Origin of the sequence: Plantactinospora sp. B24E8, from assembly GCF_039871735.1 — a bacterium.
In the GTDB taxonomy this organism is placed as follows: domain Bacteria; phylum Actinomycetota; class Actinomycetes; order Mycobacteriales; family Micromonosporaceae; genus Plantactinospora.
This window is the reverse complement of record NZ_JBDPMH010000040.1, coordinates 35,602-52,086: the sequence shown is the minus strand read 5'-3', so window position 1 is coordinate 52,086 and position 16,485 is coordinate 35,602. Positions and strand designations below refer to the sequence as shown.

Sequence of the window (16,485 nt, the reverse complement as noted above, 5' to 3'; positions counted from 1 at the left end):
CATCGCCATCATCTATCGTCCATCGCCGATAGACGATTGAAGTGTAGTCGGTGCGGTGGAGGCGAGCCATACGGTCGCGACGACGAGCCGGGTGATCGCGGCCAGGGTGGTGGGCTCGACGCGCTCAGGTGTGTCGGCCGGGCTGTGGTAGCCGGCCATCCCGGCCCCGATGCCGAGCGCCGCGAGGCCGGCGCCGGCGTAGCGGCGGTTGTCCGAGGCGACCGGCCCCGCGACCAGGGGTACGCCGGTGTGCCGGCCGGCCTGGTCGAGGACGGCAAGCAGGCCGTACGCGGGGCCGCCGGCCTCCACGGCGGCGGCCTGGTGAAGGTGCCCGGCTCCGTCGACGTTGACCACGAGCGGAGTCGCGCCGGTCTCGGCCAGTCGGGCGGCGTGGTGGGCGGAGCCGAGCGCGCCGACCTCCTCGCCGTCGAGCAGCGCCACGGACAGACCGGCGCCCTCGGGCAGGGCGGTGGACAAAATCCGGGCGGCCTCGAGAACGACGGCGACACCGCTGCCGTTGTCGGCCGCGCCCGGCTGCCGCAGGCCCGGGTGGTCACCGACGCCGTCGAAGTGCGCGGTCAGCAACAGGTCCGGGTGTCCCGGTGACGGCTGCCGGAGCCGGCCGTACAGGTTCGTCGCGGTGACGTCGACGCGGCGGATCGGGGCGTCGGCCGCGAACCAGGCATCCCCGTCGCGTGCCGCCTCGTGTACCGCCTGGTGGATCGCGGCGGACAGGGCCAGGACCGGCACGGGGCCGGGGTTCGGACCGGACAGCATCGTGAACTGCCACCCGTCGCCGTCGACGTGGCGCGCAAGCAGGAGCCCGGCCGCCCGTTCGGCCTGGGCGTACGCGTCGAACAGGCTCATCCCGGCAGGCGCCACGAGCCAGCGACCGTCGGGGTCATCCGTACCCGCGATACCGAGGGGGCCGCGTCGGGGTGACGGAAGGTCGGCGGAGGCGAGGTGTGGTGCGACGTCACTGCCGAACGACAGATCGGCTGTCATGGTCCCGGTGCCCCACCGCGCGGTCGGCGCGGCGTAGATGACGGGCACCGCCCGTACCGGAAGGGAATCGCCCGTCACGGCCGCGCCGATGTCGGTCAGTTCTGTGCCGAGCCAGCCCCGGGCGGCGATGTTGCCCGGTGTGCCGACCCGGCGTCCGGTGAACGCGTCGCTGGCCAGCGCGGTGACCGTCGCGGTCAGCCGGTCCCGCGACACCCTGCCCAGCGTCGCGTCCAGGTCGGCGGTGGGCGCCGGACGGGCGGCAGGATTGGGGCGGGTGGTCATCCGCAGCACCCCGTCGCGGACGCGACGGCCTCGGCCTTGGCCGCCGGCGCGCAACAGGAGTTCGCGGCGACGGCAGCGGCCGGGGTACCGCAGCACGTGCCACTGGCCGGGTCGGCGGGGTCGGGCAGGGCCATCGTCGCCTGGGCGGGGTTGCCACAGCAGCCGGCGGAGCCGGCGACGTTCAGCGCGGCGGCCGGGTCTCCGGCGAAACCGCCGGTGCGCTCGTTTCCGGTCATGGCGGGACTCCTCAACTGTCAGCGGGGCAGGGTCAACGGGTAGATGTCGGTGTGGCCGCGGTCGTAGCGGCGCCGGGCGCGCTGTTCGGCGGTGGTCACCTCGGCGCAGCCGTCGCAGAAGCGGACCCCTGCGGCACGGAAACGTCGGCGGAACAGGCGGAGCATGGCGTCCTCCTCACGTCGAATCTGTCTCGACGTTCTTCGAATCAGAGAGTTGCACGCTGATTCGAGATCTGTCAACCTAGACGCATGTCGAAGCAAATGCCGGCGCTCACCCTGGCGGACCTCAACGCCGGGAAGCCCTGCTGTGCGCCGATCAGCGAACAGCGGATCCCGGCGGAGACCGCCGCCGTACTCGCCCCGGCCTTCAAGGCTCTCGGAGACCCGGTACGCCTCCGGTTGATGTCGATGATCGCCTCGGCGCCCGCCGGGGAGATCTGTGTCTGCGATCTCACCCCGGCATTCGACCTGTCCGGGCCGACGATCTCCCACCACCTCAAGACCCTGCGGGAGGCCGGCCTCGTCGACGCCGAGCGCCGAGGGACCTGGGTCTACTACCGGGCGTGCCCCGGGATCATGCGGCAGCTCGCGAGCCTGCTCCACGTCGGGACCCCGGCGGGCGTGTGACCGGCCGAGTCCCTGGTCGCGTCGGCGGCTCGTCGGGTTGCGTTCCGATGGCCCGTACACCTGATGTTCACTCCGGGCGACTGGACGGTTCCCGACCGCGTATGGTTGCATCAGGCCGTGCTGATATCAGACACGCCTGATGTGATCAAACTTCTGGCCGACCCGCTCCGGGCGCAGATCGTCGACCTCCTCGCCCAGGGACCGGCCTGCACCTGCCACCTGGTCGCCGACACCGGCGCGAAGCAGCCCAACGTCTCCGGACACCTGCGGCAACTGCGCGACGCCGGCCTCGTCGTCGCCGAACCACACGGCCGGTTCACCTACTACCGGCTACTGCCCGACGCCCTGGAAGCCGCCGCCACCCAACTGGCCGACCTCGCCGCCCAGGCCCGCGCCAACGCCGAATCCCGCCGGGAGTGCTGATGACCACCACCGCCCCCACCGCCGACGCGGCACCCGCGGTCGTCGCCCGGCTCTCCCGCCTCGACCGGTTCCTGCCCCTCTGGATCGGCCTCGCCATGGTCGCCGGACTGCTCCTCGGCCGCGTCATCCCCGGCCTGAACACCGCCCTGGAAGCGGTCAAGGTCGGCGGAATCTCCCTGCCCATCGCCGTCGGCCTGCTGGTCATGATGTACCCGGTACTGGCCAAGGTCCGCTATGACCGACTCGACACCGTCACCGGTGACCGCCGCCTGCTCATCTCCTCCCTCGTACTGAACTGGCTGATCGGCCCGGCGGTCATGTTCGCCCTGGCCTGGATCTTCCTGGCCGACCACGCCGAGTACCGCACCGGCCTGATCATCGTCGGACTCGCCCGCTGCATCGCCATGGTGATCATCTGGAACGATCTCGCCTGCGGCGACCGGGAAGCCGCCGCCGTCCTCGTCGCCCTCAACTCCGTCTTCCAGGTCCTCGCCTTCGGCGTACTCGGCTGGTTCTACCTGTCAGTCCTGCCGGACTGGCTCGGCCTGTCCGGAGCGGCGCTGCAGGTCTCCGGCTGGGACATCGCCGGCAACGTACTGATCTTCCTCGGCATCCCGCTGCTCGCCGGCTACCTCACCCGCCACCTCGGCGAACGTACGAAGGGCCGTACCTGGTACGAGGGCAAGTTCCTGCCGAAGATCGGCCCGGTCGCCCTCTACGGGCTGCTGTTCACCATTGTCATCCTCTTCGCGCTGCAGGGCGACGCGATCACCAGCCAGCCGTGGGATGTCGTGCTGATCGCCGCACCGCTGTTGGCCTACTTCGCGATCATGTGGGCCGGCTCCTACGGCCTCGGCCGGGCGATCGGGCTGAGCTACGAACGGACGACCACCCTCGCCTTCACCGCCGCCGGGAACAACTTCGAACTGGCCATCGCCGTGGCGATCGGCACCTTCGGCGTCACCAGCGGCCAAGCCCTCGCCGGTGTCGTCGGACCACTGATCGAGGTACCCGTCCTCGTCGCACTGGTCTACGTCAGCCTCGCCCTGCGCCGACGTCTGTTTCCGGCCTCGCCCGCCGAAGCGAGAAGTCCGTCATGACGAGGCTCCCGGGCCCGATGTGCAACGAGGCCACACCGGCCGGCCGGGCGTCCGTTCGGGTGAAGGACGACGTCACGGTCCACCTCCGCTCCGAAACAGTCGGCCGTCACATCAACGAGCCCTACGTCCCGCACTTCCGTACGGCGCGGCTGGATCAGCACCTGCCGCCGCTGCCTGAACGGGGTGCCGCGTGTCGAGACACCGTCTCGGCCGAGCCCCTCGCAACCATCGGCGACGGTCCTACCCGCCGTCCTCACCGCCTGATCTCGAAGGAACCGATCATGTCCGACAAGCCCAGCGTCCTGTTCGTCTGCGTTCACAACGCCGGCCGTTCCCAGATGGCCGCCGGCTGGCTGCGCCACCTCGCCGGAGACACGGTCGAGGTCCGCTCCGCCGGCTCCGCACCCGCGAACCAGATCAATCCCGCCGCCGTCGAGGCGATGCGCGAGGTCGGCATTGACATCACCGACCAGACCCCAAAGAAGCTCGAATGGGAAACCGCTGAATCCTCCGACGTGATCGTCACCATGGGCTGCGGCGACGCCTGCCCCGTCTTTCCCGGAAAGCGGTACGAGGACTGGCAGCTGGACGATCCGGCCGGCCAAGGCGTCGAGGCGGTCCGCCGGATCCGCGACGAGATCCGTACCCGGGTCGAGAAGTTGGTGGCCGAACTGGCAGCGGGGCGGGTAGCAGGCTGAGCCTGCTGCTGGTTGTTCAGCAGCAGGTGAGGAGGTACGTCCGGAGGTCGTCCAGGACCCCGAGGACGCCATCGCGGTCGGCACGGTAGAGGACGATCTTGCCCTCCCGGCGGGAGGTGAGGATGCCGCCGCGTCGTAGCAGCGTCAGCTGCTCCGAAGCTGTGGACTGTCCGATGCCGGCCCGCTCGGCGACCTCACCGACCGACAGTTCCGCACCCTGGGAGAACAGCAGCATGATGCGTTGACGGGACGAGCTGGCCAGCGCCTTGAGGAACTCGTGGGTCTTCTCCGACAACTCCGGCGGGCCGCCATCCTGAGCGCCGCACGCGCCGGGCTGTGCCTTGGACGCCTCCTGGCTGCCTGGTTCTGCCATGCCATCAGCCTAGAACAGACAGTCATATCGCGATTTCGCGAGATAACGATATGATCGACCTCATGAACATCGAATCACGACCCGTGGTCGTTGTCGGTGGCGGCCAGTCGGGTCTGGCAGCCGCCCGCGCGATACAGCAGGCAGGACTGCGTCCCCTGGTGCTCGAAGCCGCAGACCGGGCCGCAGGATCCTGGCCCAGCTACTACGACAGCCTGACCCTCTTCTCCCCCGCCCGATACAGCGGCATGCCGGGCATGCCGTTCCCCGGCGACCCGGATCGCTACCCGACTCGGGATGAGGTGGTGGCCTACCTCGAGCGTTACGCCGCCAGCCTGGACGCGGAGATCCGCACCGGCACCCGGGTCGAGACTGTGCAGCGGGGCGAGGGTGCCGGCGCGGGGTTTGTGGTGCGGACCGTCGGCGGCGAGAGCATCGAAGCGGCCGGCGTGGTGGCCGCCAGCGGCTCCTTCGGCAACCCGTACCTGCCCGTCCTGTCTGGTCACGAGGACTTCGCCGGTGAGGTGCTGCACGTGGCGGCCTACCGGGATCCGAAACCGTACGCCGGCAAGCGGGTCGTGGTGGTCGGGGGCGGCAACTCCGCTGTCCAGGTCGGCTACGAGTTGGCCGAGGTCGCGACCGTGGCTCTGGCGACCCGGCAGCCGGTCCGGTTCGTCCCGCAGGTCCACGGCGGCCATGACCTGCACCACTGGCTGGGGGTCACCGGGTTCGACTCGTTGCCACCGGCGTGGTTGGCGCACTTCGTCGACCAGACGCTGGTCCTCGACACTGGTACCTACCAGGACGCGGTGAACTCCGGCCGGCTCGCGCGGCGGCCGATGTTCACCGCGTTCACGCCCGAGGGTGTCCTGTGGCCGGACGGGGCGTCGGAGAAGGTCGACGTGGTGATCTTCGCGACCGGGTACCGGCCCCGCCTGGACTACCTGCGTCCGCTCGGCGCTCTGGACGCCTCCGGTGCACCTCTGCACGCGGGAGGCGTCTCGGTCACCCACCCCGGGCTGGTGTACGTGGGGCTGGAGTTCCAACGCTCCTTCTCCTCAAACACGCTGCGCGGCGTGGCCCGCGACGCCGAACACGTGACGGCACCGCTGGCGGCGTACGCCAGCGGCGCCGCCGCCCTCGTTGGCGCCTGACCGCTCTGTCACTCGTCGGTGCCATCGTCACCCGGAGTTTGATGTGTCCTTGGCCGCCGGGCCGGAGCCGGTGGCCAAGGACCGCATTGTGCCGGCAGGAAAGGCTTCGATGCTGGGGGGACCTTTTCGGGCCGTCGTGGGTCAGTCCTCTGGTCCGGTCGCTGCCGCATGCCGCCCGTGTCTTGTCCGCTGTTCCACCGTGGTGCTGACCCGTAGGGTCCGGGCGATGCACAGGCACCGCGGGCCGGACGCCGCCGAGCCGTTCGTTCATCGCTGCCGCTGGCGTTCACGGCCGGCGCGGTCGGGGTACTCGGCGGCATGATCGGCCTCGGCGGCGCCGAGTTCCGGCTGCCGCTACTGATCATGCTGTTCGGGTTCGCCGCCCTGCAGGCCGTCATTCTCAATAAGGCGCTCAGCCTGGTCGTGGTCCTCACCGCCCTGCCGGCCCGCCTCGCCGCAGTTCCCGTCTCGGCGCTGACGCCGCACTGGACCGTGGTGGTCAATCTGCTGGTCGGCAGCGTGGCCGGGGCATGGGTTGGCGCGTCGTGGGCCACCCGGATGCGCGTCCACCCTCTACCGCCTCCTGGCCGCGCTCCTGGTGCTCATCGCTGTGGTGTTGATCGGCAATCACGCCGGCACGTTTCGTGCTCTCTCTGGCCCCAGCTGCGGTCATCGCGGCCGGCGTGGTCGCAGGCTTCTTCATCGGCGTGGTAGCCGCGATCATGGGCGTTGCTGGCGGCGAACTACTGATCCCCACGATCGTGCTGCTGTTCGGCACCGACATCAAGATCGCCGGGAGTCTCTGCCTGATCGTGTCGCTGCCAACGATGCTCGTCGCGTTCGCGCGCTACAGCCGCGATGGAAGCTTCATCGTTCTGCGGCGCCACGCCCGCCTCGGCGCTCGCCTCGCGGTTGAGACGGATCAGACTCGGATCGAGTCCAGCGACGAGCGACAGGCGGACCTGACTACTCCATCGCCTCGTTGACTTCTGATGATGCCTCAAGCATCATTGACTCAATGAATACTGAGCTATCATCTCTGGAGTTGCGTGCCCGAGTGCATGCCGCCTTGGGGGACCCGGCCCGGTTGGCGATCGTCGACACTCTGATCTTGGGCGACGCGTCACCAGGCGAGGTCGGCGAGGCACTGCGCATGCCGACCAACCTGGTCGCCCACCACCTGAAGGTCCTCCAGGACACCGGGCTGGTCGTCCGTACCCGCTCGGAGGGCGACCGCCGTCGTACCTACCTGCGACTCGTCCCGGAAACCCTGGCGGTGATCGCGTCGTCGACTGTTCCAACCGTCCCACGGGTGGTGTTCGTCTGTACCCACAACTCGGCCCGCTCGCAGTTGGCCGCCGCCCTGTGGGCAACCCGCAGCCGGGTGCCGGCCGAGTCTGCGGGTACGGAGCCGGCCGAGCGGGTCCACCCCCGGGCGTTGCGGGTGGCCCGCCGGCACGGCCTGCACCTGGACCCGGCCCGCACGGCCCACGTCGGCGACGTGGTTCGGGACGACGACCTGGTGATCGCGGTGTGCGACAACGCGCACGAGCATCTGCCCGCCCCTACCCGACCGCGGCTGCACTGGTCGGTGCCGGATCCCGCGCGCGCCGACACCGACGCCGCGTTCGAGGCCGCGTTCGCCGACATCGCCGCCCGCGTCGAGCGGCTGGCGCCCATCCTGCCCAGTGGAGGCGACCATGACTGACCTCACCGCTAACCGCCGCCCCGGCGTCTCGATCGACCAGCAGCTCGCCCTGCACACCGCGGCCGTACGGCTCGGCGACGAGTTCACCGGCGTCTACGGCGTCGAGACGATCGAACGGTTCCTGTACACCAGCTACGACCAGTTCGCGCTGGCCAGCACCGTCCCGCACTTTCTGCCGCTGCTCGCCGAACGGTTCGCCCGGCAGCGGCTGTACGCCCTGGCCCGGATGGAGGGCCTGCATCAGGACGGTCGGCCCGTTGTGCTGTTCCTGTGCGTCCACAACGCCGGGCGCAGCCAGATGGCCCTGGGGTTCTTCCAACACCTGGCCGGCGACGGCGCGGTCGCCTGGTCCGGCGGCTCCGAGCCGGGCATCGAGGTCAACCCCGCCGCGGTCGCCGCGATGGCCGAACGCGGCATCGACATCGCCACCGAGTACCCGAAACCGTGGACCGACGAGGTTGTCCGGGCCGCCGACGTCGTGGTCACCATGGGCTGCGGGGACGCCTGCCCGATCTTTCCCGGCGCCCGCTACGAGAACTGGGACCTCGACGACCCCGCCGGCAGGACCGCGGAACAGATCCGCCCGATCCGTGACGAGATCGAGCGCCGGGTCCGCCGTCTGCTCGACCAGCTTGCCGTACCCACCGAGCACTGACCTCTGCCGCAGTCCGAACGGACCTCGGGCGCCCGATGAGGCACCTCGCGCCCAGGATCTAAGGCCGGGGCAGTCCAGACTGCGGTCCGGATTGGACGGTGTCCACATCTTGCCAATCGGGGTTCCACGAGACGGGTCTGAGTGTGTGCTCGCCAGCACCCCCGAAGAGTGAATCAAAAATGAACGAACAATGACTTCAAGTGAAGTAGCGCGTCTCTGACCTGGTGATATAAACGGGTCTTTATGTTCACGTGCCGTTCATCTGGCAGCTGGAATCGGATCACATAAGCACCTTCTTATGAGCGGTGTCGGCGGGTCACTGCCGGCCACGAGGAAGCGTCCGGCAGGGACACTGCCGGACCGTCTGAAGAGGACTGATTGTGATCAAGACGGTGCGTGGACTGGGCGTCGCATCAGCCGCGCTGGTCCTGACGGTGGGTTTGGCCGCCTGCGGTAGCGGTGGCGATGACAACGCGGCGGGCGGAGACACCGGGGCCGAGTTGTCCGGTGAGGTGAAGGTCGACGGCTCGAGTACGGTCGGCCCGTTGAGCAAGGCGGCGGCGGACATCTACGCCGATGAACAGCCGAAGGTGAACGTCACGGTGGGTATCTCCGGCACCGGTGGCGGGTTCAAGCGGTTCTGCAACGGCGAGACGGACATCTCCGACGCCTCTCGTCCGATCAAGGACGAGGAAAAGGCCGCCTGTGAGGCCAACGGCGTCAAGTACGTCGAGCTGATCGTCGCCAACGACGCCCTGTCAGCGGTGGTCTCCAAGGAGAACACCTGGGCCGACTGCCTGACCGTGGACCAGCTCAAGAAGATCTGGGAGCCCGGCTCGAAGGTCAACAACTGGAACCAGGTGGACCCGGCGTTCCCGAACGAGCCGCTGAAGCTGTTCGGGGCGGGCACCGACTCGGGCACCTTCGACTACTGGACCGACGCGATCAACGGTGAGGAGGGCGCCCACCGCACCGACTACACCCCGTCCGAGGACGACAACGTCATCGTTCAGGGTGTCAGCGGGTCCAAGGGTGGCCTCGGCTACTTCGGCTTCACCTACTACGAGGAGAACGCCGACAAGCTTAAGGTCCTCAAGGTCGACGGTGGCGCGGGGTGCGTCGAGCCCAGCGTCGCCACCGCCCAGGACAACTCCTACAAGCCGCTGTCCCGGCCGCTGTTCATCTACGTCTCCGACAAGGGTGTGGCCAAGCCGCAGGTCAAGAACTTCGTCGACTTCTACATCGCGAACATCGACGAGGTGGTCAAGGAAGCCAAGTACGTGCCGCTGACCGAGGCGCAGAAGACCACGCTGAAGTCCGAGTACGACTCGCTGCCGAAGGCTTGAGATAAGTGTCCATCCTGTCCGGTTCCAACGTCCCCGCCGCCGCCGTGCGGCGGGGGCGCCGCCGAGTCGGCGAGCGGATCATCGAAGCCCTGCTGGTGATCGCGGCGGTCGTGTCGATCGCCACCACCATCGGGATCGTGATCTCCCTCGCGGTGCCGACGGTGGAGTTCTTCGGCGAGGTCAGCATCGTCGAGTTCTTCACCAACACGCAGTGGACCGCGCTGTTCGCCGACAAGAACTACGGCGTGGCCCCGCTGCTGGTCGCCACCCTGTGGGTGACCGCGATCGCCACGCTGATCGCCGTACCACTCGGGCTCGGTGCCGCGATCTACCTGTCCGAGTACGCCCGCCCGGGCACCCGCAGGCTACTCAAGCCGATCCTGGAGATTCTCGCCGGCATCCCGACGGTGGTGTACGGGTTCTTCGCCCTCACCTTCCTCAACCCCGGCCTGGTGGAGCTGTGGCCCGGCGCCACGAAACCGGAGTTCCAGAACCTCCTGGTCGCCGGAATCGCCATGGGCATCATGATCGTGCCCACCGTGGCCAGCCTCTCCGAGGACGCGATGAGCGCGGTGCCGCACGCGCTGCGGGAGGGCGCCTACGCCCTCGCCTCGACGAAGATGCAGGTCGCCACCCGGGTGGTCGTACCGGCCGCGCTGTCCGGGATCGTCGCCGCGATCGTGCTCGGGGTCTCCCGGGCCCTCGGGGAGACGATGATCGTCACCATCGCCGCCGGTCTGAAAACCGCCGGGATCCCCGCCTCCCCGACCGAGGGAGCGGCGACGATGACCGGCTACATCGCTGGCGCCGGTCAGGGCGACCTGCCGGTCGACTCGCTGGACTACCTGACCATCTTCGCCGTCGGCGCCACCCTGTTCGCGTTCACGTTCGTGCTCAACGCGATCTCCATCCGGCTGGTTCGCCGCTTCCGGGAGGTGTACGAGTGAGCACCACAACCACCACCGGCACGCCCGCTGCCGTCGGCGACGACGTCGCCCGGGTCCACGCCGCCCTGACCAGCCGCCAGAACCGTCCCGCCGAAGTCCTGTTCAAACTCGCCCTGCAGTTCTGCCTGCTGGTCGCGTTCGCGTTCCTGATCGCACTGATCACCTTCGCCCTCTACAAGGGCTGGCACCGGCTCGACGCACGGCTCTGGGAGAACATGCCCACCGGCCGGGCCTCCCGCGCCGCGCAGGCCGGCGTGCAGTCCGCGATCACCGGCACCCTGTGGGTGATCGGCCTGACCGCGCTGATCTGCCTGCCGGTCGGGATCGCCTCCGCGATCTACCTGGAGGAGTACGCCGACAACACCCGCTGGTACAACCGGCTGCTGGAGCTCAACATCCAGAACCTCGCCGGCGTGCCGTCGATCGTGTTCGGCATCCTCGGCCTCGGCCTCATCGCCCGCGTCATCGGCCTCGGCTTCACCGTCATCACCGCCGCGATCGTCCTGTCGCTGCTCGTGCTCCCGACCGTGATCATCGCCTCGCGGGAGGCGCTGCGGGCGGTACCACAATCGATCCGGCACGCCTCCTACGCCCTCGGCGCCACCCGATGGCAGACCATCTGGCGCCAGGTCCTGCCCGCCGGCGTGCCGGGCATGGCGACCGGAGCGATCCTCGCCCTGTCTCGCGCCCTCGGGGAGGCCGCCCCGCTGATCCTGCTCGGCGCCGTCACCTTCATCCGCTTCAACCCCGACAGCCTGCTGTCCAGCTACACCACCCTGCCGATCCAGATCTACAACCTGATCAAGGAACCGCAGGCCGAGTTCCAGGAACTCGCCGCCGCCGCCATCGTGCTGCTGCTGGTCATCCTCCTGCTGATGAACTCCGCCGCGATCGGAATCCGCAACCGGTTCCAGAAGCGCTGGTAGCCGCGATGAGCAGCCACGACCCGAAGGACCCCGACATGAACGACACCACGGTGAACACCCGGCCGGCGGCAGGGCCCGTCACCCTGACCATCCCCAACCCGAGCCAGCGCGAACGCGCCAACAGCGAACCCGTACTGCAACTGCAGGGCGTCTCCGTCTCCTACGGCGACTACCAGGCCGTCCGCGGCGTCGACATGACCATCGGCCGCAACGAGATCACCGCCCTGATCGGCCCGTCAGGCTGCGGCAAGTCAACCGTGCTCCGCTCCCTGAACCGGATGAACGACCTCATCCCCGGCGCCCGCGTCGCCGGCCGCATCGCCTACCACGGCCAGGACCTCTACGCCCGCGACGTCAACCCGATCGACGTACGCCGGCTCATCGGCATGGTATTCCAGAAGCCGAACCCATTCCCCAAGTCGATCTACGACAACATCGCCTACGGTCCCCGGATCCTCGGCTGGCGAGTCCCCGACATGGACGCCCTGGTCCAGCAGGCCCTGACCAGCGCCGCCCTGTGGGACGAGGTCAAAGACAAGCTGAAGACCTCCGCCCTCGCCCTGTCCGGCGGACAGCAGCAACGCCTGTGCATCGCCCGCACCATCGCCGTACGCCCCGAGGTCATCCTTATGGACGAACCCTGCTCCGCGCTCGACCCGATCGCCACCGGCAAGATCGAAGACCTGATGCACGAACTGTCCCGCAGCTACACCATCGTCATCGTCACCCACAACATGCAGCAGGCCGCCCGGGTCTCCCACCGCACCGCGTTCTTCACCGCCGAGGTCGACCCCGCCGGCGTCCGGCACGGCCGCCTCGTCGAGTACGACGACACCAACAAGATCTTCACCAATCCGGCGGAGAAGCGTACCGAGGACTACATCACCGGACGGTTCGGCTGATGCCCGTGACCCACGACAGCCACGGCACCCCCGTGCAGTCCCAGACCGAGAACCCACCCGCCTGTCGGCCGCTGGCTCCCCGCACCGTCCGGGCCCGATTCCTGCTTCTCATCGTCGACCCCGACGTCACCGCGGCCAAAACGGTTGCCGCCGCCCTGCAGGACCGGCAGATCGACGTCGTCTGCACCGACGACCCGGCCGACGCCCTATTGCAAGCCGGTGCTCTGCTGCCCGACGCCGTCCTCACCGCCGCCGACGTCCCACCCATGCGAGGCTCCGCCATCGCCCGCGCCCTACACAGCCGCAGCTGCATCCCCACCCTCGTCGGCGTCGGCGAACACGACGGCCCCGAAGCCAGCCTCGCCCTCGCCAACGGCGCCACCGCCTGCGTCCCCCGCCCCTACCGCATCGGCGACATCCTGCCCATCCTCCGTGCGATATCCCCCGACACCGCCGCTGACTTCCACGCACCGATGCAGGTCGGTGCCCTACGTCTCGACCCCGCCGCCGTCGAGGTCCGTTTCCACGGCCGGCGCGTCGACCTACCCATGCGCGAGTTCCAACTCCTGCACCTGCTCATGCTGCACGCCGGACGGGTCGTCACCCGCGCCCAGATCAACCAACTCGTGTGGAGCCGCGACGACGAGGCCTCCAACACCCTCAACGTCCACATCCGCCGCCTCCGCACCCGCCTCGGCGACGACCTCCGCGACCCGAAGATCATCGTCTCCGTCCGGGGCCTCGGCTACCGCCTCGACGCCCCCGGCCGCAAGACATGATCAGCGTCATTCTCTGTTCACTCGGCGGTCACTCCACCGGCGTTGGACGGTTCCTACACTCGCCCCATGCCCGCCGCTGACCAGGCCACACCACCGCACACCTGCCTACCCGACCCCATCCGCCCACCCCTGGCCCGCGCGGACGCCGAACAGATCGCCCGACTCCTCAAAGCCCTCTCCGACCCCACCCGACTGCAAATCCTGTCGATCATCGAGGCAACCGGCGAGGCCTGCGTCTGCGACCTCACCGCACCATTCGACATGACCCAACCCGCGATCAGCCACCACCTCAAGATCCTCGTCGACGCCGGAGTCCTGCAACGGGACAAGCGCGGCAGCTGGGCCTGGTACTCACTCAACCCCAGCCAGCTCGAACCGGTCCGGCACCTGCTGCCGGGTCCCCAGTTCCTGCAACCAGCCGCCGTCTAACCAGCAGGCGACACCCGCCGACCGTGGATGGCATCGGTGTCCGCCTAGAACCACTGGTCAAAGCCTCCACCCGTCCAGCAGTTCCGCCAGCCACCCATCGCGAAGCGGCCGAGGGTCTGCGCCCCTTCCCCGGTGGGAGCGACGCACCGACGGCAGCACGTCAGGCGGTTGCCAGGCACGTCCGACCGCCCTGAACGCCCCCATCGACTCGCAACGGCCTCGGCCGGACTTGCGTGCCAGCGAGCCCTCCGAATCTTCGGATCCCTTCGGTGAGTGGTGACAGGCTGCCCCGCGAAGCTGCGATGTCGGGGCCTCAATGAGCCGATAGGCGGGCGCGGATCATCCGATCTACCGTTCCTGCGGTGACCGGAGGCCCTGCGTCGTGGCCGAGGCTCCGGATGGCTGGCCAGGCATGTACAAGGTCGTACTCACCGAAGCCGTCACGGTTGGCGACCTGAACACCTGGCTCAACGCGGACCTGCTGCTGTGGTTCTGGCCCGACCTGTGGCTGCCACCCCGGCTACGTGAGCGGTGGAAGGAAGCCTTTCCCGAACTCGCCGCGACCCGCGCGAGTGCCGCAAAGGCATGGATCCCTTTCACGAGTCCGGTACTCAAGATCGGCAAGGTCATTGGCGCGTACCTCGGCCCGTACCCCTGACACGACTTTGCTGTTCGTGGGATCCCGCAGCGAAAATACATCTATGATTGTCAATGTGTTCGCGCGTGTGTTCCGTCCCATCCATCCGAGTCAGGACAGGCCCATGAAACACATCCCACTGAGAGCCATCCTCCCCGTCGGGCTCGCGACCGTTTTGATCGCCGGTCCGCTGGAGGCGTCGGCCAGCGCGCAGGCGACCGTTCCGATCACGCTGACCGGCGCCACTGCCACCAGCCCCAGCGCCGACGTCAGCATCGCCGGGCGGGTCGTGACCATCACCGCGCCAGGCACCTACGAGATCACCGGCACCCTCAACGACGGCTACCTGACCGTCGACACCTCCGCCTCAGGCACCGTCGAACTGATCCTCAACGGCGCCACCATCACCAACTCCAGCAACGCGCCGCTGCAGGTCGCCGACGCCGACCAGGTCGTGATCACACTCGCCGCCGGCACCACCAGCCGACTCACCGACGCGGCCAGCTACGTCTATCCGGACCCGAGCACGGACGAACCGAACGCCGCCCTGTTCAGCACCGCCGACCTGCGGATCACGGGAACCGGGGCGCTGGCCGTACGGGGCAACGCGTACGACGGCATCACCAGCAAGGACGGGCTGGTCATCGAGTCGGGGACGATCACGGTGAACGCGGCCGACGACGGCATCCGGGGCAAGGACTTCCTCGACATCGCCGGGGGAAGCGTCGACGTGACCGCCGGCGGCGACGGCATCAAGTCCGACGACACCGAGGTCGACCGGGGCCGGCTAGCCATCACGAACGGCACCGTGCGGGTGAACGCGGGTGACGACGCCGTCAAGGGCGAGAACACCGTCAACATCTCCGGCGGCAGCGTCACCGTCACCAACTCCCTGGAGGGGATCGAGAGCCGGCAGGTCACCATCGGCGGAGGCACCGTCAACGTCACCGCCCGGGACGACGCGATCAACGCCGCCGAGGACGGGTACGGCGACTTCGACGTGGCGCCGAACGCGTTCGTCCGCTTCACCGGCGGGACGACCGTGGTCAACTCCACCATCGACGGCATCGACTCGAACGGCTCGGTGACCTTCGCCGGTGGCACGGTCGTGGTCAGCGGGCCGAGCACCGGCAGCCCCGGCGAGGGTGCGATCGACTCGAACGGTCCGGTCCACTTCACCGGCGGCACGGTGCTCGGGGCGGGATCGACCTCGATGGCGGTGCTGAGCCTGCCGCCGACCTCGGGTCAGGGCTGGGTGGCCCCCCAGCTGTCCAGCGGCCAGCCGGCCAATGCCCTGCTCCACCTGGTCTCCGGCGGCCAGGTGCTCGCCTCCTACCGCGCCCCGAAGAACTTCCGGGAGGTGGTCTTCTCCTCCAACCGGATCCAGCACGGGCAGACCTACGAGGTCTACCTGGGCGGCAGCCTCTCCGGCTCGACGATCGGCGGCATGGCCACCAGCGGGGGCAGCATCGCGGGAGCCACCCGACTCATGACCGTCACCGCCGGGCAGTACCGTGGCGGCCTCATCGGCTGGCCGCCCGGCGGACCCGGCTGGCCGCCACCGACCACGCCAGCACCCACCACCCCACCCCCGAATCCGACCGCGCCGCCGCCGAACCCGACGACCCCGCCGCCGGGCGCCGGCGGTTGCACGGCGACCTACTCCGTCGCCGGCCAGTGGCAGGGCGGCTTCCAGGGTGACGTACGGGTCACCGCCGGCTCGTCCGCGATCAACGGTTGGCGGGTGACCTGGAGCTTTGCCAACGGCCAGACGATCAGCCAGTCCTGGAACGCGACCATCAGCGCCAGTGGTTCGGCGGTGACCGCGACCAACGTCTCCTTCAACGGCGCACTCGGCGCCGGGGCCAGCACCACGTTCGGATTCCTCGGCACCTGGAACGGCAGCAACACCGTCCCGACGCTGACCTGCACCGCGACCTGACCGGGTAACCCCGTTTCCCGATCGCGGCGCCCCGGTGGAGCCCGGTACCAACTGGTACCGGGCTCCACCGGTGATGTCGGCGACCACGACGACCGCGCCGGTCCGTCGAGCGGGCGGCCCGATTATGCGTACGTCGATGTTAGCGCCAACAACACGGCTGGCTCGGCGATCGACGCCGCATCTGGGTCGGCGGATCGCTGGCGGACCGCTCGATGACCACGGGAGGGGTGGGCGCGTCCCGAGCCGTGGTGCGTCAGCGGTGGATCGACGTTGAAAGTTACGACTTGACGAACGACATGTTATCGCTCACAGTCGATGG

Annotated in this window: 20 protein-coding genes and 1 pseudogene; 17 read left to right on the top strand and 4 right to left on the bottom strand. The window is 69.0% G+C overall.

Translation table 11 applies throughout. The features are described 5' to 3' along the window. Positions 1–12: 12 nt before the first annotated feature. The 3 genes from ABGB21_RS32665 to ABGB21_RS32655 are packed head-to-tail and all read right to left on the bottom strand — an operon-like array spanning position 13 to position 1,688. A complete protein-coding gene (locus ABGB21_RS32665; protein WP_347681099.1) occupies positions 13–1,287 on the bottom strand; it encodes a M28 family peptidase in 1,275 nt (424 codons plus the stop codon). Beyond that, positions 1,284–1,523, bottom strand: a complete 240-nt coding sequence (locus ABGB21_RS32660) for a hypothetical protein (protein ID WP_347654547.1) — start codon at positions 1,521–1,523, stop codon at positions 1,284–1,286. Before ABGB21_RS32660 ends, ABGB21_RS32665 begins: the two co-directional genes overlap by 4 nt. A gap of 18 nt (positions 1,524–1,541) precedes the next feature. Then, positions 1,542–1,688 carry a hypothetical protein gene (locus ABGB21_RS32655; RefSeq protein ID WP_347654548.1) on the bottom strand — a complete coding sequence of 49 codons (147 nt, stop codon included), beginning with the start codon at positions 1,686–1,688 and terminating at the stop codon, positions 1,542–1,544. Positions 1,689–1,772: 84 nt separating this feature from the next. Here ABGB21_RS32655 and ABGB21_RS32650 point away from each other — a divergent pair, with 84 nt between their 5' ends. The 4 genes from ABGB21_RS32650 to ABGB21_RS32635 all read left to right on the top strand — a co-directional run bounded on the left by ABGB21_RS32650 (position 1,773) and on the right by ABGB21_RS32635 (position 4,371). After that, positions 1,773–2,150, top strand: coding sequence for a metalloregulator ArsR/SmtB family transcription factor (locus tag ABGB21_RS32650; RefSeq protein WP_347654549.1), 378 nt, complete (start codon positions 1,773–1,775; stop codon positions 2,148–2,150). Between the two features lie 117 nt (positions 2,151–2,267). Further along, on the top strand, positions 2,268–2,573 hold the full coding sequence (locus ABGB21_RS32645; protein ID WP_347654550.1) for a metalloregulator ArsR/SmtB family transcription factor: 306 nt from the start codon (positions 2,268–2,270) through the stop codon (positions 2,571–2,573). After that, on the top strand, positions 2,573–3,673 hold the full coding sequence (gene arsB / locus ABGB21_RS32640) for an ACR3 family arsenite efflux transporter (RefSeq protein ID WP_347654551.1): 1,101 nt from the start codon (positions 2,573–2,575) through the stop codon (positions 3,671–3,673). Before ABGB21_RS32645 ends, arsB begins: the two co-directional genes overlap by 1 nt. A 281-nt stretch (positions 3,674–3,954) precedes the next feature. Then, positions 3,955–4,371, top strand: a complete 417-nt coding sequence (locus ABGB21_RS32635) for an arsenate reductase ArsC (protein WP_347654598.1) — start codon at positions 3,955–3,957, stop codon at positions 4,369–4,371. Between the two features lie 16 nt (positions 4,372–4,387). Here the strand turns inward: ABGB21_RS32635 and ABGB21_RS32630 are convergent, their stop codons facing one another. After that, positions 4,388–4,744, bottom strand: coding sequence for a metalloregulator ArsR/SmtB family transcription factor (locus ABGB21_RS32630; protein ID WP_347654552.1), 357 nt, complete (start codon positions 4,742–4,744; stop codon positions 4,388–4,390). A gap of 62 nt (positions 4,745–4,806) precedes the next feature. On the opposite strand from ABGB21_RS32630, the gene ABGB21_RS32625 reads away from it, so the two are divergent. The 13 genes and pseudogenes from ABGB21_RS32625 to ABGB21_RS32565 all read left to right on the top strand — a co-directional run bounded on the left by ABGB21_RS32625 (position 4,807) and on the right by ABGB21_RS32565 (position 16,166). Further along, positions 4,807–5,895 carry an NAD(P)/FAD-dependent oxidoreductase gene (locus ABGB21_RS32625; protein WP_347654553.1) on the top strand — a complete coding sequence of 363 codons (1,089 nt, stop codon included), beginning with the start codon at positions 4,807–4,809 and terminating at the stop codon, positions 5,893–5,895. Positions 5,896–6,159: 264 nt separating this feature from the next. After that, positions 6,160–6,609 (top strand): annotated as a pseudogene (locus ABGB21_RS32620) (sulfite exporter TauE/SafE family protein); the annotation flags it as partial. Beyond that, positions 6,579–6,881, top strand: a complete 303-nt coding sequence (locus ABGB21_RS32615; RefSeq protein WP_347654554.1) for a sulfite exporter TauE/SafE family protein — start codon at positions 6,579–6,581, stop codon at positions 6,879–6,881. The pseudogene ABGB21_RS32620 and the gene ABGB21_RS32615, both read left to right, overlap by 31 nt. Before the next feature lie 59 nt (positions 6,882–6,940). Continuing rightward, a complete protein-coding gene (locus ABGB21_RS32610) occupies positions 6,941–7,603 on the top strand; it encodes a MarR family transcriptional regulator (RefSeq protein ID WP_347654555.1) in 663 nt (220 codons plus the stop codon). After that, the gene (locus ABGB21_RS32605) at positions 7,596–8,258 is read left to right on the top strand and encodes an arsenate reductase ArsC (RefSeq protein ID WP_347654556.1); all 663 of its coding nucleotides are present in this window, start codon (positions 7,596–7,598) and stop codon (positions 8,256–8,258) included. The genes ABGB21_RS32610 and ABGB21_RS32605 overlap by 8 nt, the downstream gene beginning before the upstream one ends. A 422-nt stretch (positions 8,259–8,680) precedes the next feature. Next, entirely contained in the window at positions 8,681–9,604 is a 924-nt protein-coding gene (locus tag ABGB21_RS32600; protein ID WP_347654599.1) for a PstS family phosphate ABC transporter substrate-binding protein, read from the top strand. A 5-nt stretch (positions 9,605–9,609) separates the two neighbouring features. Beyond that, the gene (gene pstC / locus ABGB21_RS32595) at positions 9,610–10,551 is read left to right on the top strand and encodes a phosphate ABC transporter permease subunit PstC (RefSeq protein WP_347654557.1); all 942 of its coding nucleotides are present in this window, start codon (positions 9,610–9,612) and stop codon (positions 10,549–10,551) included. Continuing rightward, positions 10,548–11,477, top strand: a complete 930-nt coding sequence (pstA, locus tag ABGB21_RS32590; protein WP_347654558.1) for a phosphate ABC transporter permease PstA — start codon at positions 10,548–10,550, stop codon at positions 11,475–11,477. The genes pstC and pstA overlap by 4 nt, the downstream gene beginning before the upstream one ends. A gap of 5 nt (positions 11,478–11,482) precedes the next feature. After that, positions 11,483–12,379, top strand: coding sequence for a phosphate ABC transporter ATP-binding protein PstB (gene pstB, locus ABGB21_RS32585; RefSeq protein ID WP_347681097.1), 897 nt, complete (start codon positions 11,483–11,485; stop codon positions 12,377–12,379). Further along, the gene (locus tag ABGB21_RS32580) at positions 12,379–13,158 is read left to right on the top strand and encodes a response regulator transcription factor (protein ID WP_347654560.1); all 780 of its coding nucleotides are present in this window, start codon (positions 12,379–12,381) and stop codon (positions 13,156–13,158) included. The genes pstB and ABGB21_RS32580 overlap by 1 nt, the downstream gene beginning before the upstream one ends. 66 nt (positions 13,159–13,224) lie before the next feature. Then, a complete protein-coding gene (locus ABGB21_RS32575; RefSeq protein ID WP_347654561.1) occupies positions 13,225–13,587 on the top strand; it encodes a metalloregulator ArsR/SmtB family transcription factor in 363 nt (120 codons plus the stop codon). Between the two features lie 382 nt (positions 13,588–13,969). Then, entirely contained in the window at positions 13,970–14,245 is a 276-nt protein-coding gene (locus tag ABGB21_RS32570) for a hypothetical protein (RefSeq protein WP_347654562.1), read from the top strand. A 103-nt stretch (positions 14,246–14,348) separates the two neighbouring features. Then, on the top strand, positions 14,349–16,166 hold the full coding sequence (locus ABGB21_RS32565; RefSeq protein ID WP_347654563.1) for a carbohydrate-binding domain-containing protein: 1,818 nt from the start codon (positions 14,349–14,351) through the stop codon (positions 16,164–16,166). The last annotated feature ends 319 nt before the right edge of the window (positions 16,167–16,485 follow it).